11 protein-coding genes are annotated in these 22,572 nt (G+C 74.1%); 1 reads left to right on the plus strand and 10 read right to left on the minus strand.

Annotated features, from left to right (window positions below; all coding sequences use genetic code 11):
• Position 1: 1 nt before the first annotated feature.
• The 4 genes from AB0F29_RS01510 to AB0F29_RS01525 all read right to left on the minus strand — a co-directional run bounded on the left by AB0F29_RS01510 (position 2) and on the right by AB0F29_RS01525 (position 8,612).
• Positions 2 to 1,255, minus strand: a complete 1,254-nt coding sequence (locus AB0F29_RS01510) for an AAA family ATPase (RefSeq protein ID WP_361866611.1) — start codon at positions 1,253 to 1,255, stop codon at positions 2 to 4.
• Positions 1,252 to 6,459: a hypothetical protein gene (locus AB0F29_RS01515; RefSeq protein ID WP_361866612.1), complete on the minus strand. Its 5,208-nt coding sequence runs from the start codon at positions 6,457 to 6,459 to the stop codon at positions 1,252 to 1,254. Before AB0F29_RS01515 ends, AB0F29_RS01510 begins: the two co-directional genes overlap by 4 nt.
• Complete coding sequence (locus AB0F29_RS01520; protein ID WP_361866613.1) at positions 6,456 to 7,316, minus strand: DUF4132 domain-containing protein; 861 nt, start codon at positions 7,314 to 7,316, stop codon at positions 6,456 to 6,458. Before AB0F29_RS01520 ends, AB0F29_RS01515 begins: the two co-directional genes overlap by 4 nt.
• A gap of 360 nt (positions 7,317 to 7,676) precedes the next feature.
• On the minus strand, positions 7,677 to 8,612 hold the full coding sequence (locus tag AB0F29_RS01525) for an NADP-dependent oxidoreductase (RefSeq protein ID WP_361866614.1): 936 nt from the start codon (positions 8,610 to 8,612) through the stop codon (positions 7,677 to 7,679).
• 262 nt (positions 8,613 to 8,874) lie between these two features.
• On the opposite strand from AB0F29_RS01525, the gene AB0F29_RS01530 reads away from it, so the two are divergent.
• Positions 8,875 to 9,348: a MarR family transcriptional regulator gene (locus tag AB0F29_RS01530; RefSeq protein ID WP_361866615.1), complete on the plus strand. Its 474-nt coding sequence runs from the start codon at positions 8,875 to 8,877 to the stop codon at positions 9,346 to 9,348.
• A gap of 77 nt (positions 9,349 to 9,425) precedes the next feature.
• Here AB0F29_RS01530 and AB0F29_RS01535 read toward each other — a convergent pair whose 3' ends face one another.
• Genes AB0F29_RS01535 through AB0F29_RS01560 form a run of 6 tightly spaced genes read right to left on the minus strand, consistent with a single transcriptional unit; the run spans position 9,426 to position 22,455 of the window.
• Positions 9,426 to 10,571, minus strand: a complete 1,146-nt coding sequence (locus tag AB0F29_RS01535; RefSeq protein WP_361866617.1) for a cytochrome P450 — start codon at positions 10,569 to 10,571, stop codon at positions 9,426 to 9,428.
• Positions 10,568 to 11,542: a methyltransferase gene (locus AB0F29_RS01540; protein ID WP_361866618.1), complete on the minus strand. Its 975-nt coding sequence runs from the start codon at positions 11,540 to 11,542 to the stop codon at positions 10,568 to 10,570. Before AB0F29_RS01540 ends, AB0F29_RS01535 begins: the two co-directional genes overlap by 4 nt.
• 2 nt (positions 11,543 to 11,544) lie before the next feature.
• The gene (locus AB0F29_RS01545; RefSeq protein ID WP_361866619.1) at positions 11,545 to 18,939 is read right to left on the minus strand and encodes an amino acid adenylation domain-containing protein; all 7,395 of its coding nucleotides are present in this window, start codon (positions 18,937 to 18,939) and stop codon (positions 11,545 to 11,547) included.
• A complete protein-coding gene (locus AB0F29_RS01550; protein WP_361866620.1) occupies positions 18,936 to 19,508 on the minus strand; it encodes a DUF6875 domain-containing protein in 573 nt (190 codons plus the stop codon). The genes AB0F29_RS01545 and AB0F29_RS01550 overlap by 4 nt, the downstream gene beginning before the upstream one ends.
• The gene (locus AB0F29_RS01555) at positions 19,502 to 20,779 is read right to left on the minus strand and encodes an NAD(P)/FAD-dependent oxidoreductase (protein WP_361866621.1); all 1,278 of its coding nucleotides are present in this window, start codon (positions 20,777 to 20,779) and stop codon (positions 19,502 to 19,504) included. The genes AB0F29_RS01550 and AB0F29_RS01555 overlap by 7 nt, the downstream gene beginning before the upstream one ends.
• Positions 20,776 to 22,455, minus strand: a complete 1,680-nt coding sequence (locus AB0F29_RS01560; protein WP_361867020.1) for a non-ribosomal peptide synthetase — start codon at positions 22,453 to 22,455, stop codon at positions 20,776 to 20,778. The genes AB0F29_RS01555 and AB0F29_RS01560 overlap by 4 nt, the downstream gene beginning before the upstream one ends.
• Positions 22,456 to 22,572 lie beyond the last annotated feature (117 nt).

Consider the following 22,572-nt stretch of genomic DNA (forward strand, 5'->3'; position numbering starts at 1 on the left):
GTCAGTTCTCCAGCACCGCGCGCAGGTCCCACAGGGCACGCCAGGTGGCCGACCCCTGCTCGGCGCGTCTGCGCACCGGGCCGTCCCAGTACCCCAGCAGCCGTGCCGCGTCGGCGGGATCGTCCTTGCGGACGACGCCGAGCAGATGGCCGGGCAGGAGGGAGAGCACATCCCGGTCGCCGGGGAAGTAGGCGGCGGCCAGGCCGAGGGAGCCCGCGACGGACACCGCCTCCGCCGTGCTCATCACCGTGGAGGGGCGCTCCACCTCCCAGCCCTCCACGGAGCGGCCGTCGCGCAGGTCCCGGAAGGCGGTGACCAGGGCTTCGAGGACCGCGTCGTCCACCTGGTAGGCGGCGCCCACGCGTTCGACGGCTGCCCGCGACTGGCGCCGTACGAGCGCGGTCTCGGCGTCCACGTCCCCGATGGGGCCCACGGTCTCGAAGTTGAAGCGACGCTTCAGCGCGGCGGACATCTCCGAGACGCCCTTGTCCCGCAGGTTGGCGGTGGCGATGAGCGTGAACCCGGGGGCCGCGTGCACCTGGGCACCCTCGCTTCCCGCGAGTTCCGGGACCGCGATCCGCCGCTCGGAGAGCAGCGAGACGAGAGCGTCCTGGACCTCCGGCAGGCAACGGGTGACCTCCTCGACGCGGGCGACGGCCCCCCGGGTCATGGCGGTGAGCACCGGGGAGGGCACCAGGGCCTGCTCGGTGGGGCCCTGGGCGAGCAGCAGCGCGTAGTTCCAGCCGTACTTGAGCTGATCCTCGGTGGTGCCCGCGGTCCCTTGCACGGTGAGTGCGCTGGTCCCGCAGACGGCTGCCGACAGCAGTTCGGAGAGCATGGACTTGGCGGTGCCGGGTTCGCCCACGAGGAGGAGCCCTCGCTCCCCGGCGAGGGTGACCACGCACCGTTCGACCAGGGCGCGTTCGCCGACGAACTTCTGCTCGATCACCAGGCGGCGCGGCACCCCGGCACCGGGGGCGGCGCCCTTCGGCAGGCCCAGTGGCTCGCCCGCGCTGCCCGTCACGAAGGTGACGACGGCGCGCGGGGTGAGCAGCCAGCCGGGTGGCCGGGGGCCGGGGTCGTGGGCGGCGAGGAAGGCCAGCTCGGTGGCGTACCGGTCCTCGGGGAGCGTGATCTGGCGGTGCTCCCGGCCGGGCGCCTCCGTCTGGCCCGGGTTCCCGCCCTTGGTGGTGCCGTCGGTGGTGGCGCCTTCCGAGGTGGTCGTGGTCGTGGTGGTCGTGGTGTTGTTCGTCATCGACGGCGGCCCTTCCTGGTTGCGCGGGTGTCCAGTTCTTCGAAGGCGGGTGCGTCACCGTCGCGGACCCGTGTCCAGGCGGCCGCGTACAGCGCGGGCACGGGGAGGTGGGGCAGGGTCCGGGTGGACCCTGCCACCGGGTACAGGCGTTCCTTCCAGGTCTCCAGCGGCAGTCCGGGGGCGCCGCGTTCCAGCCAGCCGCAGGGGAGGAACAGGGTGCGGCCGGCGCGGGAGCGCTTCGCCTCCACGACGAGGTCGGTGGCGGCGAGTTCCGCCCGGGCCTTCTTGATCCGTGCGGGCTTCCACTCGGTCCAGCGGACGCAGTTGCGGTCCGTGGGGTCGGGCAGGGCGAGCAGCATCAGATAGAGGGCGGCGGTGTCCGCGCTCAGGTCGAGGGCGTCCGCGGCCTCGGCCACCAGCTCCGGCACCGCACGCGTCGGGTCCTGGGCCGGGTGGTGCGGGGAGCCGTCGGGGACGCCCACCGAGGCAAGCGCGTCGGTCGCCTCGCCCAGCAGCGCGCGCAGGGCGAGGAGATCGCCGGTGCCGTGTCTGGCGACGGTGCCCTCGACCAGGCCGAACGCCGGGTCGTCGGGGCCTGCCAGGCCGGCGGGGCGAATCAGCAGCTTCTCGTTGTCGCCGTAACCGGGGGCGAGGAGCAGCGCAGCGCCGGCCCGGACCAGTCCGTCGGCGTCGGCGCCGCCGGACTCGGGGAGCCCGTGGGCGGCGCGGACCGTGGCGCCGATCGGGCCTCCCGACTCGGTCCAGTGCAGACCGAGGTCCAGCACCAGGTCCGGGTCGGCGAGGCGGCCGCGCAGGGCCGCGAGCCCGACGGGCAGGTGCGCCCGCAAAGGGTGCCCGTACGGCAGCGTGTAGGCGAGGGTGTGCAGGGCGGTCAGGGCGGAGGAGACCGTACCGCGTGCGCCCGTCACGCGCGGGCCCGGGCGCCCGGTGCCGTCCTGGACGGTGGTGCCGTGGGCGAGCCAGGTCCGGGAGGCCGCGTTGAGGACCAGGTCGACGTCGCCCGGGGTGGTGCCCGAGAGGTCGAGGTCCAGCTCCTCCGGGACGCGGACGAGGGAGGCCAGGCGCTCCTGCCAGACCTCGGCGGCGGCCCTGACGTCGGGGCCGGTGGACCACAGCTCGGCCGGGTCCTGGGGCAGCAGCGCCCGGAGCAGGGCGTGCCGGTCGTCGCGCGGCAGGGCGTCCAGCCGTGCCCCGGCTTCCTCGAAGGCACGTGTCTTCGCGCCGAGCAGCGCGAGCGCCTCGGCGCCGGGCTCCTGGACGGCCGCCGACAGCAGCGTGGCGGACTGGAGGGGTCCGATTCCGGTGGCGGTGTGGAACGCCTCGGCGGCCTCCGGGCGCCAGGGCGCCGGGCCCCGCTCCCGTACCAGGGCGGTGAGCCGGGTGAGCCGGTCGCGGGCGATGCCCTGCCGGTGAACGCGCTCGCGGTCCAGGGTGAAGCCGGGGACGGGACCGAAGGCGCCGGTCGGGTCGTGGTCCAGGGCGAGCCAGCAGGCCGCGTCTTCCCGGGAGTTCCGGCCGCGGTCGCGGAGGACCACGACCGTGCGGGCGCCCTTGCGCAGCACCTGGCCGAGGCGGTGCACGGCCTCGGGGCGCCCCCGCCCGGGCGTCGCTCCGCCGAGCGGTTCGACGAGCTCCACCTGCCGGACCGTGCCCGCCGGGTCGGCCAGCGGGCCCGCGGCGAGGGCTTCCAGCAGCACGAGGAGCCCGGAGCGGTGCTCGGCGGAGGTGGTCTCCGAGGCGGCCCGGTAGGCCAGTTCGGGCAGCTTGTCGAGGAGGGAGAGCCAGGTGAGGGAGTCTCCGGGCACGGTGTACTCGTCCCGCTGCCAGCCGTCCACAGGGGTGAACGGGACCTTCGACGGGGTGGGCGGGCCGAACGCCGGCCCGCCGCCGAGAACATGGTTGACGGCGAGGATCTGGCGGATCACGGTCCACCGGTGCCCGCCTCCCCACCAGCTGCCGTGCATCCGCTCGGAGCCCCAGGCGGAGGCGTCCCGCAGCGTCGCGTCGTCGCCGTGCTCGGGCTCGTGGTCGAAGAACATGCCCTTGGTGCGCGCGGTGTCGCGGGGCGTGGTCGGCTCCACGGGCTCGGGCGGTTCCACATACCGGGCGGCGGAGACAGCCTGGTCCACCGCGTTCCGGACGAGCGCGGTGACGCCGGTGAGGAGCCGGGCGTCGGACACCTCGGGCAGCACCCGGGCGGCGGCCTCCTCGGTCAGCTCCCGCGAGGAGGGGCCGGTGTACTCATCGACGGCCCGGAACGCCTCCAGGTGCCGGGCGACCGCGGCGGCGACCATGTTGAACAGTTCCTGCGCCCGGGCGTCCGTCAGGTTCCGCAGGGCCAGGGAGCCCCGCTCGTCCCTCGGGCGCAGGGCGTGCCAGTAGGAGACGGGAGGCACATAGGGGGTGCCTGCCGCGTCGTTCCCGCCGGAGGAGTCGGTGGTGACGGACCACAGCCTGCCGCCGGTGCCGTCGGTGTCCGCCGGGTGCGCCTCCACGGAGCGGTGGTTCAGGGCCGCTACCAGCCGTGAACCGCCGGGCAGTACGAGGGCGCCGAGCGGCACCGGGGAGCCGCCGCCGGGCAGCGGGTGCGGCAGGCTGACCGTGTGGCCGTCGGGGGTGCCGGCGATGATCCGGTGCCCGTCGGTCGGGGCGGCCGTGCCGGTCTCGGTGACCGTGCGGCGGACCCAGCGGCCGAGGACCGTGCCGTCCGTGCCGAACGGGGTGGTCTCCAGGCCGGGCTGGAGCGGCAGCACCTGGCAGTGCTCGGCGAGCAGCCGGGCGCCGTCGCGCACCCCGGAGCGGAGGAAGGCGGGGAGGGAGGCGCGACCGTGCGTGCCGCCGGCCGGGTCGTACTCCAGCCACACCCGCTGGGTGCCCTGGTGGCCCTCGCGCCAGTGGCCGGTGCCGTCGGAGATGACGGCGCGCTGGGGCGGGAGGGAGGTGTCGCCCGCGTGGAGGGCCTTGCCGCCCGTGGCGCGGCCGCCGCCGGGCAGCGGCAGGCAGACCTCGTCCGAGGGGCCGGAGCCGCCCCAGCGGGGGAGTTGCTCGCCGCCGACGGTGAAGACCTCGTCGGGGCGGTGCGACCAGTAGCCGCGCTGCTTGCCGTCCTCCCACCAGATGACCAGCAACTCCCCGTCGACGTAACGCAGGGCGATCGTCCGCCAGTGGTCGATGGTGGCGGGCAGCCGCAGGGTGTGCCGCAGCAGGACGCCTTCCGGGCCGACGACGACGGCCCGTTCGAGGGTGTTCAGGATCAGTGCTGGCCAGGCGCCGGTGACGCCGGCGGTCTCCCGCCGGTTGTGTTGCCGGCGCCCGGCGGCCGCGGCCTCGGCGGCCAGTTCGGCGTAGGTCTCGTCGAGCGCGGGCCAGCCCAGTTCGTCGAGGACGCCGGTGCGCAGGGTGGCGGCGAGCAGCGGCACGACGTCGTGGCTTTCGACGAGTCGTACGGCTTCCGGGGCGACGTCCTCGACCACGGAACGGAACGACGAGAGCCTGTTGAGGGCGGTGCGCAGCCCGGGGAGTCCTCGCGCGGCCGTGTACTCCTCGGCGCGGGCGGTCAGCCACTCCCGCAGGATGACGGAGAGCACCGGGTGCGCCGCGACCTTCGCCAGGCCGGCGTCGCTCAGGCGCTGGCGGTGTCCGTCGCCCAGGTTCCCGACGTTCCGGCTCAGCAGGGCGCGGAAGAAGGGGCTTTCGGCGACGGCGGTGAGATCACGCGCGCCGGGCGTGGTGTCGGTGAGCCACGGGCCGATCGGGAATCCGAGGGACCGCGCGGTCCCCGCGTCCTGGTCGTCCGGCTCGGCGACGGGGATGCCGGCGGCCAGGCAGAGGTCGAGGAGGTCCAGGTCGGCGGTGCGCTGCCAGCGGCCCTGGAACAGTTCGACGGGGTGCCCGTCCGCGCGCAGCCGGTCCGCCATCCGGGCGGCCAGATCGAGGGTCCCCGGGCAGCGGCCCGAGGTGACTCGGCCGCGCCCGCGGTGTGCCTCCCAGCGGGCGAGCCAGTCCGCCGGGGAGACGGACGGGGTGGAGAGGCCGGAGAGGGTGGCGGAGTCGGACATGGGGGCGCCGGAGGGGTCCGGGAGGGCGGTCAGCAGCTCATCGGCGCCGGACTCGGCCAGCAGGGCGAGCCAGCCCGGTCGGCCGTGCGCGTCCCGGCCGCTCTCGCCGAAGGTCTCCGGGAAGAAGCCCAGGAGCCGGGCCTTCACGGCCGCGTCCCGTCGGGCGAGTTCGATGAGTGAGGAGCGGTAGGTCTCCCAGAACGAGGCGGGTGCGCGGACGACTCCCGGCGAGCCGATCAGATCGGCCACCAGCTCGCGTTCGGCGGCCTCGCGGTCCAGCCCGGCGGCCTTGACCAGCGCGCGCACGTCCTGCGGCAGCGCCGCGTACGGCGGCATGCCGGCCGCACAGCGCTCGACCAGCAGACGACGGAACTGGGCCCAGGCGTCCGCCGGTGCGAGCCGGGCCACCAAGTCCCGTACGTACTGCCGGAGCGCCTTGACGGTCAGCGCGCCGACGAGGGCGAACTCCAGGAAGACAGCGCGCTGCCGCTCCTCGTCCACGACGAGCCCGTGCACCCGCTCGGCCTCGCGGGCCTTGCCGAAGAAGGAGGCCGCGTAGCTGGTGTTCTCGGCCTGGATGAAGAGGCGTGCCACCTGCTCGTAGTAGGTGGGGAGGAAGTGGGGCACCGCCCGGCCGAGCCGGGTACCGAGTGCGTCGAAGCCCTCTTTGGCCGCTCCGGCACGGCTCCTGGCCTGCCGGCCCAGCCGCTCGATGTCCTTGACCAGGGCCAGGGCGTGGTGCCCGTTGGCCGGGTCGTTGACCAGCGCCCAGGCCGGGAAGCCCAGGGTCTCGCGGCGCACCTGGCCCACGACCGGGGCCTCTGCGGTCCGGGCCAGCCCGAGGAACTCCAGGGCCAGGTCCTCCGCTTCGCCGAGTGTGCCGGGCACGAGGCGGACCACGGGGCGGTCGCCGAGGGCGGTGTGCGTGTAGGTGCGAGCGGTCAGCGCGTCGGCGTCGTCCCGGTCGGTCGTGCCGGCCGGGAGGATCGCGCCCGCGTCGAGCAGTGCTGTCGCGCGGGCCCGGGCGGCGGGGCCGGCGGCGCTCTCGCCCCGGGCCTGGCCGGGAAGGGACGCCTCGTCCGCTGCCGTCGTGTTCGCGTCCGTGTTCGTCGTCGTGATGCTCATGCCGCCCGCTCCTCGTCCTCGACGTCGCGCCCGGCGTAGAGCGCCGCCGCCATCCGCATGCCCTCCGACCACGCCACGGGGCCGATCTCGGCCGCCGTCAGCGCGCGCCCCGCGGGGTCGGTCCAGCCCAGGGGCCCCGTCTCGGTGTCGTACGCGTCGTATCCGTCGTGTTCGCCGACCCAGATGCGCGCCTCCGCGGTGACACCGTCCTCGACCACCGGGCAGACCGCGTATCCTCCGCGTGACCGGTACCCGAGCTGAGTGACGCGGCCGTGCAGGAAGCGCAGTTCCTTGAACACGCCGCCGGCGTACGTATCCACGGAGGTGGTCTCCGGGGCGAGGCCCGGCGGGCGCCGCCACACCTCACGGAACAGCTGCTCCACGTTCTGGCGCACTCCCAGCTCGACCGCGAACTCCCGCAGTTCGTCGAGGTCGTCGAGGAGCACGGGGTGGGGCACGCTGACCACGTCGGGGGTGATGCGGACCGTGTCGCCGTCCAGGTCGACGAGGCCGAGACCGCGCTCGGGATCGACGTCGCGCAGGAACCCGGCGACCCCGCCGTCCGCGCCGGTGACCACCACGTCCCGCAGGGCCGCCTGCCACGCCGGGTCGGGCCAGACCCTGGCGAGCACTGCTGTGGGAACGGGCAGCGAGCGCACCATCCACTGCTCGACGTCGGTCAGGCACCGGCGTTCGTGCCGCTCCATCCACTCGGTCAACTGCCGGAGACCCACGACCGCCGGATCGTCCTTCAACTTGGCCGGAACGGACTTCAGCCGCCGCCCCTTCCCGTTGCGGCAGACCACCTTGCCCGCCTCCAGAGCGACTTCGTAGTCGCCTGCCGACACCCACCCCATGCGCTGTTCTCCCCTGTTTCCGAACGGCCGCCGAACCGGTGGCACGCTGATGAGACCCGTCGACGGCAACGCACCGTGACGAGTGGGAGAGACTCTAGGCGGCCCCAGTGACAACGGGTTCGGACCCCCTCCGCAGCGTCCCGCGGCGGGCGCCCCAGGAGGAGCGCCCGCCGTCCGGTCCCGCACGTCGAGGGACCCGCCGGAGCAACGGGCGGAACGTCCGGCGTGTGCGGCGCCGACGGCCGAGGGCGCCGAGCACCTCGACGTCCACGGTCGGCTGCCGGGCCGAGAAGCTCGCGACGCGCTCGGCCCGGCTGCCCGCGCCGAACAGTGGACAGCGTGCGGCCCGCTCGGGTGCGGTCAGGGAGCGAGTACGACCGTCTTGCCGGGCAGGCGCCCGGCGCCGGCGTCCTCGTGTACGGCGGCCAGTTCGGCCACCGGGCGGTGGGCGGCGACGTGGACCCGGAGCTTGCCGGCATCCACCTTGGCGACCAGCTCGGTCAGCTGGGCTCCGTCGCTGCGGACCCACAGGCTCGCGCTGCGCACGCCCCGGGCGGGGTCTTCCGGGACCGGACCGGCCGTACTGGCGGAGACCCCGCCGTCGGCGACGTAGCTCGTCAACCGGGCCAGCTCCTCCGGCGAGACACGAACGTGGTTCACCACGACCTGGAACGGGCCGCCCACGGCGCGCGGGCCCGCGGCGAGGTCGAGGGGGCCGGCGACCCGGTCGGCGCCGTAGCCCCGAAGGCGGTCGGCGTGCCGTGGTGCGTCAACCGCCGTCACGTGCGCCCCCGCGTCGACGGCGAGCTGCACCACGAGACTGCCGACCGCGCCCCCTGCTCCATTGACCAGCACGGTCTGACCGGACTTCAGCTCGGCGAGCTCGAACAGCGTCTGCCAGGCCGCCAGGCCGGTCAGCGGCAGCGCCGCGGCGTCGACCAGCTCGGTCGTCCGGGGCGCCGGGGCGAGCGACTCGGCCCGGACGAGCACGTACTCGGCGGCGCCACCGGCGGAGTCGAGGGGCAGCATCGCCACGACGCGGTCGCCGACCTCCGGGCCGGTCACGTCCGCACCGAGTTCGGCCACGGTGCCCGCCAGGTCGAGCCCCGGAACGTACGGGAAAGCGATCGGGATCATCTCGGCCAGAAAGCCGGCGCGGATGTGGTCGTCGACCGGGTTGAACGACGTGGCCGCCACCCGCACCAGCACCTGACCGGCGCCGGGGACCGGACGCTCGACGTCCTCGTGACGCAGGACCTCGCTGCTGCCGAACTCGTGGAAACGTATGGCCTTCATGGCACTTTCCTCCAGGGAGTGCTGACGCCGCCGCCCACGGATGGGGCGGTCGGGCGGGACGGTGCAGCGTTTCGGGGCACTCGGCGTCCGGCGGTCGCACGACCGGGACGTCGGCCGGGCTGCTCGCGCGGCCGCCATCGAAAATCAACCCCTTAACTTGCCCAGGAAAATACTTTCACTTGCCTGGGCAAGTCAGAAAGTAGCCCACGAAGGCTTGCCCAGGCAAGTGATGGAAGTTGCCTGGGCAAGTATGATGAGGCGCATGGACACACAGTCACCCTGGCTCGACGACGACCAGCAGGACCTCTGGCAGGCGCTCCTCACGGTCGTCATCGCCCTCCCGGCGGCCCTCGACCGTCAGCTGCAGCGAGACGCCGGTATCTCCAACTTCGAGTACGGCGTCCTGGCCCAGCTCTCCATGGCCGACGAGGCCACGCTGCGGCTCAGCGAACTGGCCCGGCTCTGCGACAGCACCCAGCCCCGGCTGTCGAAGGTGATGGACCGGTTCGAGGCCCGCGACTGGGTCGCCCGCCGAACCGACCCCGGCGACGGCCGATACACCCTCGCATCCCTGACCGACGCCGGACAGCAGAAGCTCGTCGAGAGCGCACCGGAACACGTCGCGCAGGTGAAGCGACTCGTGTTCGATCCGCTCAGCGCCGCCCAGCGCCGCCACCTCGAAACCGCGCTGACCCGCGTCGCCGCCACCGTGCGCCGGGAACTCGAAGGAGGCTGAGCACCGGGGCCGCGGCGCCCGCACGGATGTACGCCGGTCCGTGCGGCGCGCGCTCTTCCTCGCTGAAGAAGGGCGTCTCAGCTGGGACGGGGTGGTCGGCTCGCGGAGGGGGTGAAGGTGACCGGGAGGGCCTGGGGGCCGCGGAACGTCGGGGCGTAGCCCCATGCGACCTCGCCGCTCGGGATGTCCAGGGTCAGGTCCGGCAGGCGGCCGAACAACGTGGTGATCGCGATCTCCGTCTCCAGCTTCACCAGATGGCTGCCCAGGCAGGTGTGCGCGCCGTGGCCGAACGCCAGGTGCGGGCGGGCGTCACGGGTGAGGTCCAGGGCGCCGGGGTCGGGGAACCGGTTCGGGTCGCGGTTCGCCGCCGCCAGCGACAGCAGCACCACGTCGCCCTCCGCCACGCGGGTGTCAGCGATCGTCATGTCCTCGCCCGCGTACCGGTACTCCGCCACGTGCGACGGCGAGTCCAGGCGCAGCAGCTCGTTGATCGCCCGGGACCAGTCGATGTCTCCACCGAGCAGGGCGGCTCGCCGGCCGGGGTGGCCGAGCAGGCGGAGGATGGTGGTCCCGAGGAACTGGATCGTGGTGATGTGTCCGGCGCCGATCAACGTCATGACCATCACCTCCAGCTCGTCCCCGGTCAGTGCGCCCGACTCGATCAACCGCGTCGGCAGGTCGTCCCCCGGGTGCGATCGTTTGTAGGCCACCAGCTTCCGGACGTAACCCAGCAACTCGGCCAGCCTCACCTCGTCGCGCGGCTGCTGGAACTTCGCGCGGTACCACATGTCCAGCACGTCGGCGGCGGGCGCACGCTCGGCTTCCGGGACGCCGAGCAGGTCGTGCATCACGGCGACCGGGACCTCCCGGGTGTACTCGGCGACGAGGTCCGCGCGCCCCCGCCCGGCGAACGACTCCACGGCGTGCGCGCAGGTCCGGGCGGTGCGATCGCGCAGGCGGGACACGGCGGCGGGGGTGAACGCCGCGGCGACGAGCCGGCGCAGCCTGGTGTGTCCGGGATCGTCCAGATTGGACAGACCGGGCGGGTGCGGGTCGGGGTTGACCGGGGCGCGGCTGCCCAGGCGGCGATCCGCCAGGCAGGCGCGGACGTCGTCGTACCGGGTGACCAGCCACATGCGGCCCGGTACGTGCGGGCCGCCGACGGGGCAGACCGGTTCGTGCTCGCGCAACCAGGCGTAGCCCGGGTACGGGTCGGCCGTCACGACGGCCGGCCGGCGATCAGCAGCTTCTCCAGCGGGGACGCGGTGAGCCGCACGACCCGCGTCTCGGTGAGCCCGGCCTCGCCCAACCATGCCGCGAGGTCGGTGTAGCGGTGTACGCCGCCGGCGTGGCCCTGCCACAGGGTCAGGTCGAACATGGCGAGGTACCCGCCCGCGGCCGGGCCCAGTTCGGCCGGTGGTTCCCGGTCGTGGTCGAGGATGGCGATGCTTCCAGTGGGGGACAACGATTTGGCCGCGCGCCGGAACAGTTCGCGGCATTCCTCGGGGCGGTGGCCGTGCAGGACGTTGAACAGCAGCACCAGGTCGTGCCCGGAACCCAGGTCGTCGGTGAGGTAGTCGCCCGCCCGCGCCGTCACCCGGTCCGGCGGGGCGTCCTCGCGGAGGGCCGTGATCGTCTCGGGCCGGTCGAAGACGGTGACCCGCACGTCCGGGCGACGGCGGCACAGTTCGACGGCGTGGTCGCCGTGGCCACCCCCGATGTCCAGGACGGTCGCCGCGGGAGGCAGCGCGGCGGCGATGTCGTCGGCCAGCTCCACGGCGGCGCCGGCGAGCATCCGGCGCAGGCGGGCCCCGGAGGCGGGGCGCTCCAGCCAGCTGTAGAAGCCGCGGCGGGGCGTGCCGGTACGGATGGTCTCCTCGATGTCGGCCCAGTGCTCGAACAGGACCTCGTGCCAGAACAGTTCGGCGTCCACCGGGCCGGGCTTCGCGACGGTCGTGACCCCGTCCTCGTCGTGCCGCAGGTAGCCGAAGGTCACCAGGACGTTCACCAGGCTGCGCACCCCGGCCGGGTCACCGCCGATCGTGGTGGCCAGCTCCCCCACGGACAGCGGGCCGGCTTCCAGCGCGGTGAACACCCCGAGCCGGACGCCGGCGATCATGGCCCGGTAACCGGCCGCGCCGAGCCGGTCCAGTACCGGAGCCGGGACACCAGAGGATTCTTCGGGCAAGGGCATGATCATCCACTTCCGGAAAGCGCGCCGGCACCGGTGAGGAAGTCCAGGTGCCTGCGCAGCATTCGCTCGTCGGCCGGGGGGAACCCCACTCCCGCCCCGGCCGCGGCGGCCCAGGTGCGGGAGCAGTCGAACCGCGGGTGCGGTCGGGGGCGTTCGGGCAGGGAGAAGGCGAGCGGGGCGAAGGGCCCGGCCGGGTCGGCGAGCATCCGCTCCCGCCATCGGTGGTACGGCACCACCTCGACCGGGTGACCGGCCGAGGTGAGAGCGGCGGCGAGGGCGGCACGGGTGAGGCCGCCGTCGCCGTGGTAATGGTGGTCCCGGCCCATCGGGTTCGGGGCCTGTGAGAGCGCGACGATCGCCGCGGCCACCGTGTCCACGGGCACCATGTCCAGCACCTCGGCGGTGTCCGGGACGGCGCCGACGGCGACGCATCCGGTGAGCCAGCGGCTGAACGCGGAGCGCGGGTCGGCGGCGCCGGTGGCGGTGTCGCCGACGATGGCCGCGATGCGGTGGATCGAGACGGGCAGACCGTGGCCGCGGGCGGCGACGGCCATGGCGTCGGCCACCCATTTACTGAGGTCGTATCCGCTGGTGAGGCCGCTCGGGTCGGTGGGAGCGTCGGCCTCGGTGACGACGCGGCCGTCGTGGGTGTCACCGAGGAAGACGCCGAGGGTGGAGATGAGGTGCAGCGGGGCGCCGCCGGCGCCGGCCAGGCGCAGGATCGCGGCGGTGGCGTCGACGTGGGCGGGTTTGAGGGCGTCGTAGGACGCGGCGAAGTGCGTAACGGCGGCGTTGTGGTAGATCGCGTCCACGGTCGTGAGGATGTCGTGATCCTCCGTGGACAGGCCGAGGCCGGGTGCGGTCAGGTCGCCGGGGACCGGGATCACGCGGTCGGTGACCGGCAGCCGGTCGATCGAACCCTGGCGGACGAGGCAGTGGACCTCGGCGTCGGTCCGGGCCAGGAGCTGGTCGAGGAGGTGGCGGCCGAGAAAGCCGGTGGCGCCGGTGAGCAGGATCCGGCGCGGGGTGCCGGCCGAGGGGATCCCGGGTGTGTGGACGGTACGCAGACGGATCCCGGATGCGTGGACGGTACGCAGACGGATCTCGGGTGGGGGGACGGCGTCGGCACGCAGCCGGTCGACCGTGGGCAGGTCCGCCCGGGCACCGTCGTCGATGGCCGCCGCGAACGCCGCCACGGTGGGGGCGGTGAACAGTGTGCGCATCGGCACCGTGACGCCCAGGCGGTCGCGGACGGCGGCGAGGACGTGGGCGGCGATGAGCGAGTGCCCGCCGATGGCGAAGAAATCCGTGGTGCGGTCCACGTCGGACCGGTCGAGAACGGTGGCCCAGATGGTGGCGACGGCTCGCTCGGTGGCGGTCCGGGGCGGATCCGCCGGGACGGAGGGGGTGGTGGGTGGCTCGGGGAGGGCTGTTCTGTCGACCTTGCCGGTGCTTGTGGTGGGAAGGGCGTCGAGGACGACCACGGTGTCCGGCACGAGATGCGCGGGCAGGCGGTCGGCGCAGAAGGCGCGCAGACCGGGAACGTCCGGGACGGCGACCCGCGAGTCGAGGGTGGTCGGGGCGGGAGTGTTCCCCGTGGGTGCGGTCGGGGCCGGGACGCCGACGTAGCCGATGAGACGGTCCCCCCTAACCACCACCACGGCCTCCGCGACGGCCGGGTGGGCGGCGAGCACGGCCGCCACCTCCCCCGGCTCCACCCGGTTGCCTCGGATCTTCACCTGGTCGTCGGCCCGGCCGACGAACTCGAGCGTGCCGTGCCGGTTCAGCCTCGCGAGGTCGCCGGTCCGGTACATGCGGGCGCCGGGGCGGTCGCCGTACGGGTCGGCGAAGAACGCCGCGGCGGTCGCGGCCGGGTTTCCCCGGTACCCCCGGGCGGGCGCCCGCCCTCCGATGTAGACCTCACCGACCACGCCGACGGGTACCCGGCGCAGAGCCCGGTCGAGGAGGTGGACGCGGACGTGTCGCAACGGGCGGCCGATCGGCAGTCGGGAGGGGTGCTCGCGGCCGTCGACGGTGCGGTGGCTGGTCGCGCAGACGGTGGCTTCCGTCGGGCCGTAGTGGTTGTGGAGGGGAATGCCGTGCTGCGCCCACGCGCGGACGGTCGCCGCCGGGACGATGTCGCCGCCGACCATCATGAACTCCAACGGCAGGCGTTCCCCGGCGAGATCAGCCACCCAGCGCTGCCAGAGGGGGGCCGCCGTGTCCACCGCGGAGACCCGGTGCTCGACGCAGAGCCGGAGGAGGTCCGGTCCGGTGAGGCCGCCCGGGTCGGGGTGGATGACCAGGGTGGCCCCGGCCGCGAGGACCGGGAAGATGTCGCCGAACGCGGCGTCGAAGTGCGGGGGCGGAACCATGAGGAGGCGGTGCGCGGCGGTGAGGCCGTGTTCGGCGATGAACGCGGTGGTGAGGTTGAGGAGCGTGTCGTGCTGTACCTCGACGCCCTTGGGTTCGCCGGTGGAGCCGGAGGTGTGGACGACGTAGGCGAGCTGGGACGGGTGGAGGGGCGTCGGTTCGTGGCGGCCGGTGGCGGGGAGGGCGTCGCGGGTCAGGACGGTCCTCGCACCGCTGGCGGTGATCAGGGCACGTTGGCGGGAGGGCGGCTGGGCGGGGTCGATGGGGACGAAGCATCCGCCCGCCTTGAGCACGCCGAGGATCGCGATGATCGCGTCGGCGCTGGACGGGATGGTGATCGCGACCGGGTCCTCGCTCCGGATGCCGGCCTCGCGCAGGTGGCGGGCGACCGCTGAGGATCCGCGGTCCAGGTCGCGGTAGGTGAGGGGGGTGGCGGCGAGGTCGAGGACGGCGATGGCGTCAGGAGTCCGGGCGATCCGGGCCGCGATCAGGTCCACGACGGTCGTGGCCGCCGGTCGCGCGGGGGCGGCCGGGCCGGTGGACGGCGTGTCCGGTCCACCGGGGGAACCCGGGCCAGTTGACAACGTGTCCGGTCCACCGGCAGCGGCCGGGCCGCAGGACGGCGTGTCCGGTCCACCGGGGGAGGCCGGCTCGGACCGGGTGCCGAGGGCGGTGTGGACGGCGTTGTCGGCCGGGGACAACAGGTCCAGGTGGGACAGGGGCAGACCGGGGTGGCGGGCCACGGTCTCCATGACCGCCAGCACCTGGTCGGCGATCCTGGTGATCGTGTCCGCCTCGTACCGGTCGGTGCGGTAGTCGATGAGGGCGGGCCAGTCGCCCTCGCGTTCCCTGATGTGGAGGGTGAGGTCGAAACGGCTGGTGGCGCGGTCGATCGGCAGCGGGGTGGTGGTCAGGCCGGTGAAGGTGACGGGGGCCTGCTCGCGGTTGAGGACCAGCATCGTCCGGAACAGGGGGTGGTCCTCCCGGGGGGTGGGGACCGTGGTGAGGATGTCGGCCAGGGAGATGTCGGCGTGGTCCATCGCGTCGGCCACCACCCCGGTGGCGTCGGCGAGCAGGTCGCGGGGGGTGGCTCGGCTGTTCGTGCGGAGCCGGAGCGGGAGGGTCGTGACGAACATGCCGACCACGTCGTCCCACCCGGCCGGGCGGGTGCTGACCGGGGCGCCGACGACGAGGTCCCCGCCGCCGTCCCGGGTGGCGGAGACGATGGCGTGGACGGCGAGGAGACCGGCGAAGGTGGTGGCCCGCTCGCCCCGGCACCAGGTGGCGAAGCGGCGGGCGAGCCCGGCCGGGACGGTGAACCGGTGGGTGGCGCCGGGGGCGGCGCCCGCGCGGCGGGGGTGAGCCGGGGCCGGGCCGGATTCCGGGTGCGGCGGTCCGCCCGGCGTGGGAGCCCAGGCCGTGCCGTACGGGTGGTCCGGCGAGGGTCCGGAGGCAGGTGGGGCGTCGCGGAGTGTTTCGGCCCAGAATGCGGTGGTTCGTTGCCGTGGAACCACGGCTGCCGGTACGGGGACGGGTAGCCCCGGCGCGCCGGTTCCCCTGCTGAGCGCGGCCTGCGGCCCCTGGACAGCCGTGGCACCGGGCAGGGGCGAGGGGATCGGATCCGCGGTGGTCAGGGTCGTCAGCAGGATCGACATCGAGGTGTCGTCGCAGATGATGTGGTGAGCCGTGATCGTCAGGAGATGCGTCGTGGGGGCGGTTCTGATCAGGTGGGCCCGCACCAACGGGCGGCGGGTCAGGTCGAAGGGGTGGTCGGCGTCCCGGGCGGCCAGGCGTTCGGCCTCCGGCCACGGGTCCGCGTGGGCGCTCAGGTCGGTGGTGCGCCAGGCCCGCGCCGACAGTTCGTCCGTGCGGGGCGCCGCGATCAGCCGCGGGGTGTCGTCCTGGACGACGATCGCCGATCGCAGGGCGGGATGGGTGGCCAGGGTGTGGGCGAACCTGGCGCGCAGCTCCGCCTCGTCGAGCGAACCCTCCAGCCGGACGGCGGCGTGCACGACGTAGGCGCCGTTGTCCTGACCCGTCTGGTGGATGATCCACAGTCCGTGCTGCGGGCCGGAGAGCCGTCCTGGTGAAGCGGGCACCGGCCCGGAGTCGTCCGGAATACCGGGTTCTCCCCGGCCCGCATCGATCGCGGCGGCCAGGGCGGCGACGGTGGGGTTGGCGAACAGGGTTCTGATCGTCACCTCCACGCCTACCGCCGCCCGGATCCTGGCAACGGCCTTCGCCGCCGCCAGGGAGTGGCCGCCGGACAGGAAGAAGTCGTCGTCACGGTTGACCGGGCGAGCCAGCAGGCGGCCGAAGATCTCCGCGAGCGTGGTCTCCAGGCCCGGGTGGGGCGCAGGGGCGGTGACATCCTCGGCTGCCGGTGGGGGCAGAGCGCGTACGTTCAGTTTTCCGGCGCTGGTCAACGGGAACGCGTCCACGGTCACCATCGCCGACGGCACCAGGTAGGCGGGGAGGACACGGCTCAGCCGCTCCCGTACCTTCGGCCAGCGGGGACGGCCCCCGGCCGGGATCACGTACGCCACCAGGCGGTCGCCGTCACCGGCCACGCGGGCGTCGGCGACCTCCGGGTCCGTGCGCAGCGCCGCCTCCACCTCGGCCGGTTCCACCCGGTGACCACGTACCTTGAGCTGCGCGTCCACCCGCCCGACGAACTCCACGAGGCCGTCCGGCCGGCGCCGCGCCAGGTCGCCCGTCGCGTACATGCGCGCGCCGGGGACCAGTGAGAAGGGGTCGGCGACGAACCTCGTCGCGGACCGGCCCGGTGCGCCGAGATAGCCGCGCGCCAACGGGAAACCACCCAGGTACACCTCGCCGACCACGTCGTCGTCGACCGGTCGCAGGCCCGCGTTCAGCAGATGCGCGGCCACACCGTCGAGCGGGTCGCCGATGCCGAACCGGCCGCCTCCGCGCACCCGTTCGGCGGTCGACCAGATCGTCGTCTCGGTCGGACCGTACGCGTTCCACAGCGCGGCCCCGCCCAGCGACCCGGCAAGCTCCGGCGTCAGCACCTCCCCGATCGACACGCGGACCCGCACGCACTCCGGAACGCCCCCGGCCGCCACCAGCACCGCCCACACCGACGGGGTGACCTGGACGACCGTGACCGCCTCGGCCCTCAGTCGCCGCGCCAGCGCGGGACCGTCGCCGACGGTCTCCGGCGGTATCGGCGCCACCCGGGCGCCCACCGTCAGCGGCGCCACCAGTTCCCACACCGAGATGTCGAACGCCGGGGAGGTCATGGCCGCCACCACGTCCCCGGCGGCCAGCCCCACCAACGCCGTCGACCGGGCCAGCATCCCGGCCACCGCCCGGTGCGGCACGCCCACCGCCTTCGGGCGGCCGGTCGACCCGGACGTGTGGAACACGTACGCCAGTGACTCGGGGCCGATTGCGGGCTCGACGCGCTCGAACTCCTCCGGCAGGTCCGGGATCCCGGTCAGCACGACGCGGGCGGCCCCGGTGACGGCCCGGCGCCTCGGCTCGGGCCACAGCGGTTCCACCGGCACGTACACCGCGCCCGCCCGCCAGATCCCGAGGATGGCCACCACCAGGTCCGTGCCGCGCGGCAGGTCCACCGCGACCCACACCTCCGGCCCGGCGCCCTTCGCCCGCAGCACCGAGGCCAGCGCCGCCGAACGGCGCTCCAGCTCGGCGTAGGACAACTCCCCCACCGCGAGGCCGTCCGCGCCGAACCGGATCAGCTCCAGCACGGTCGACGGCGCCGGAGCACCGGCCGGCCCGGCCACCGACGCGGCGGCCGAAGTTCCCGCCGTCAACGCCGACAACCGGCGATCGGGGTCGGCGCACGCACGGTCCAGCAGGGCCAGCAGCCGCCCGGCGACACCGTCGACCGTCTCCCCGTCGAACAGATCCGTGTCGTGCTCGGTGACCACGGCCATCTCCGTGCCGCCGGACTCCACCATCACGGTGAGATCGACGTCGGCCGTGCCCGTGTCCGGCGGCATCCGCTCGGCCCGCACGCCGGGAAGCACCAGCTCGGGTGGTTCCTGCATCACGAGGTGCGCCTGGCACAGCGGCGCGTGGCTCGGGTCGCGGGAGGCGCCGACCGCCTCGACGATCCGGTCGAACGGGACCGCGGCGCCGCCCAGTCCCGCCGCCACCGCGCTGCGGGCCCTGGCCACCAGTTGGCGGAACGTCGGATCGCCGCCGATCCCCATCCGCAGCGGCACCGGGTTCACGAACATTCCGACGACATCGGCGAACTCCGGGCCCGGCCGCCCGGACACCAGGGTGGCGACCACTACGTCGTCCTGACCCGCCGTCGTGCCCAACGTGGCGGCGTACGCGGCCTGCAGCACGACGAACCGGGTGGCACGCGTGGCGCGGGCGAGCGCGTCGACCCGCGCGGTGAGACCCTCGGGGACGGCATGGCGGCGCAACTCGCCCCGGAAGGCGCGCATCCTCGGGCGGGGCCGGTCGGTGGGCAGGGTGAGCAGGTCCGGCACACCGTCCAGATCGGACGCCCGGCGGGACGGGTCTTGGTCGATGATGTCCGGCGGCGCTCCGGGATCCGGCAGTGGCCGGGCCGGGTCGGCGTACAGAGCGCTGATCTCCGCGCACAGCACCGACAGCGACCTGCCGTCGACGACCGCGTGATGCGTGTTGATCACCAGGATGTGGTCGGTCGGCGTGATGTGGCCCAGGCGGATCCGGAACAACGGCCCGGTGCGCAGGTCGAACGGTTCCCGTGCGGCCCGCGCCGCGAACGCCTCAACGTCTGCGGCCGGCACTGTACGTATGACGACGTCCGCGGCGCCCACCGGACCCACCCGTCCGACCGGCTCGCCGTCGACCTCGTCGCATGTGGTGCGCAGCACCGGGTGCCGGGCCACCACCAGATCCGCCGCACGCCGGAGCGCGTCCACCGACACCGGGCCGGCCAACCGGAACACCGCCGGGTTGTTGTGCAGGGGCGCGCCATCGGCGAACGCCTCCAGAAACCACAGGCGCCGGGCCCCGGGCGGGAGCGGAACCGTCATCGACTCGCTCCCCGGTCTCCGAACCGCCGTTGGTACGACGCCAGTTGCTCCGGGTCGGCCCGTAGGAACGGCGCGTCGGCGGACACCATGTGCCGCACCGCCAGCAATGGCAGCGGGCTGCGCATCGGCCGGAAGTCGGCGTTCCAGAGACCGGGTGCGGACGGTGGTCCCGGGTGGAACTCACCGATCATCAGGCCGCGTTCCACGAATCCGGGCTTCAGCTCCCGCTGCGTGCGGTCGATCTCCCCGGGCGTGACGTCCGGCAGCACCACCAGGACCGTCCGGTATCTGGCCCCCGGCCCCTCACGCGGAGGCAGGTCGGGGAACCAGTCGCGGTAAGCGGCCATCACCGCGCGCAGGTCGGGCCGGCCGGGGTGTACGGCGAGGAAGAGCCCGCCCCGTTCCAGCGCGCGGGCCGTGTACGGGCAGACGTCGCCGCCCCGGCCCAGATCGGGGTGCGGTCGGCACAGGTAGGACCGCGCCCACGCCAGCACCACCTCGGCGGCGGCAGGCAGGTCCGGGTGATCCGGCTCGAACAGCGCGACGTCACCCGCCGGGTGGCTCAGCATCTCCCGCTCCGCTTCCGCCGTGCCGCAGCGAACAACGTGACTGCGCCGAGCCCGCCGAGTCCACCGAGTCCACCGAGGAGGCGGTCCTGGCGGCGGGCCCGGGCGAGCGCGTCGCCGTACGGGAGGCTGCTGTGGCTGATCATCGCGTACAGCGTCCGCCACCCCGGTAACAGGCGGCCGAGCTCGAAGTCGATCCGTTTGCGGGCCCGGAACACCGGTGACCGCACCCGGTCGCGCAGCTCCACGAAGTTGCGCGCGGACAGTTCGGCGAGCACGTCGGTGTGCGGGCGGCGGCGGGCCTCGAACGCGGCGAGCGCGTCGCCCGGGGCGTGCTCGGCGAGACACGCGTCGAGCACCGCGCAGTCCTCGAACGCGGCGTTCATCCCCTGGCCGTAGAACGGGAACACGGCGTGCGCGGCGTCGCCGACGAGGACGACACGGTCGTGCTGCCACGGCGCGGTACGCACCGAGACCAGGGTGCCCGGTTCGTGCGCGAGGAACTGCGTGACCAGGTCCGGCACCAGATCGGTCAGGTCGCCGAACTCCTCGGCCAGGAACGCGCCGGCCCGCGCCGGGTCGCGCAGCCCCGAGAACCCGGTGTCGCCGTCGAACGGCAGGAAAACGGTGCCGGTCAGCGATCCGTCCGGGTTGGGGTGTGCCACCACCAGTCCCCGTCGGCCGGGCCACACGTGCAAGGCCTCCGGTCGGTCGACGGCCGGGATGGTGAACTCCCGGTAGCCCCAGTCCAGGTGCGTCTGGTGGAACTCGGCGCGCACCCGGCGGTGCAGGTGCGTGCGCACGGTCGAGTACGCGCCGTCCGCGCCCACGACGAGATCCGCCGGGAACGTCCGGGCGGGGGTCCGCACCTCGGTACCGGTCAGGCCGGTGACGCGGTGCCCGAACCACAGCCGCACCCGGGGAACCGACGCGGCGGCGTCGAGCAGGGTGATATTGAGGTCGTGGCGGCGGACCGCATGCAGCACCTCGGTGTCGTCCGCGCCGTAGGGCTGGTAGCTGACCCGGCCGCTGTGATGGACGATCCGCCCGTGCATGGGAACCGCTGCGGCCAGGGCCTTTTCGAGGAGGCCGATGTCGCGCAGCGCCGCCCGCCCGCGTTCGGAGAGCCCGACGCTGATCGATCCGGCGTCCGGGCCGTTCGTGCCGCGTGGGTCGCCGCGCCGCTCCACCACGTCCACCCGGTGGCCGCGGCGTGCCAGCCGGATCGCCAGCATCGTTCCGGCCATACCCGCCCCGACGATGACGACGTTCATGTCCGGCCCCGGGCCGAGTTCGCCGGGTCCGCCGTGTTCGCCGTGTTCGCCGAGGCCGTCACGGACAGGGCGTTGGCGAGTTCGGCGGGTGTGGAGGCGTCGAACACGGTGGCGACGGACGCTTCCACGGCCAGTTCGAGCCGGATCCGGCTGACCAGCGCGGTGGCCATGAGCGAGGTGCCGCCGAGGGCGAAGAAGTCGTCGTCCGGCGCGACCGAATCCACCGACAGCACCTCGGCGAACAACCGGGCGAGGTCGTCGGCGAGCGTGCCCGACGCCCGCGGCGCGGGCTCCGCGAACGCGGCCCGGTCCAGCTTCCCGTTGGGCGTCAACGGGAAATGCCCGACCACCTCGATCAGGTCCGGGACGAGGTGCGCCGGCAGCCGCTCGGCCAGGTACGCGCGGAGGTCCGGCACGCTCGCGCCGCGCGGCACCACATAGCCCACCAGGTAGGCGCCGAACGGTCCGGGGCGGGCGACGACCGCCGCCCGCGCCACCGCCGGGTGAGCGCCGAGCGCGGCCTCCACCTCGGCCGGTTCGACCCGGTGGCCGCGGATCTTCACCTGATCGTCGGCCCGGCCGAGGAACAGCAGGTCGCCGTCGGGCAGCACGCGGACCAGGTCGCCGGTGCGGAACATGCGTGACCCGGGCGGCCCCCACGGGTCGGCGACGAACCGTTGCGCGGTCGGCCCGGGGCAGCCGAGGTAGCCGCGCGCGACCCCGGCGCCGCCGATGTACAGCTCGCCCTCCGCGGCCGGGGCGCACTTCTCGTCCAGCACCCGTAGTCCGGTGCCGGGGATCGCCGCCCCGATCGGCACCACCGGGCTGTCGGTGAGCGGCGCGCTCATGGTGGCGCACGCCGTCGTCTCGGTCGGGCCGTAGGCATTGATCATCCGGCGGCCGGGGGACCATCGGGCGACGAGGTCCGGGCCCGGGGCCTCCCCCGCGACGATCAGGCAGGCGACCGAGGGCAGCGCCAGGTCCGGCTGGGTGGCGAGCGCGCTCGGCGGCATGCACACGTGGGTGACGCCGTGCTCGGCGATGAACCGGGCGAACGGTTCGCCGGGCGGAAGGCCTTCGGGCGGCGCGAGAACGAGCGTGGCCCCGGTGAGCAGCGCCATGCACAGGTCGGCGACGGCCACGTCGAAGCCGACCGACGCGTACTGCAACACCCGGGCACCCGGTCGGGCACCGAAGCGTTCCCGTTGCGCCGCGACGAGATGAGCGATCCCCGCGTGGGGAACGACCACGCCCTTGGGTTCTCCGGTCGAGCCGGAGGTGTAGATGACGTAGGCGGCGCACGCCGGATCGGGTTCCGCCACCGGGGCGGCGGACGCCTCGGCGGCCTCCAGCACCCGCAGCTCCCCCGGTGTCAGCACCAGGGCGGGGCGGGCGTCGGCGAGCAAGGCGGCCACCCGGTCCGGCGGTTGGGTGGAGTCGACCGGCAGGTACGCGGCTCCCGCGGCGAGCACGGCGACGACGGCCACCACCATGTCCGCGCCGCGCGGGATCACGACGGCGACGATGTCGTCCGGCCCGATCCCGCGGTCCCGCAACCCGCCGGCCACCGCGGAAGCACGGGCGTCGAGCTCACCGTAGGAGAGCGGGCCGTCAGCGGTGACCACCGCGATCGCCTCCGGGGCCCGGGCGACCTGGCGACGGAACGCCCCCACCATCGTCCCGGCCGGTAGGGAATTCACCGTATCTATTCGCGCGTCCACTGCCGTTTCACACTCCGTGACCCACGGAAATCTATGAGAGAGAACGGGGGGAACTCTGTCTCATAAAGCAGA

This window comes from Streptomyces sp. NPDC026589 (assembly GCF_040638385.1).
GTDB lineage: Bacteria > Actinomycetota > Actinomycetes > Streptomycetales > Streptomycetaceae > Streptomyces.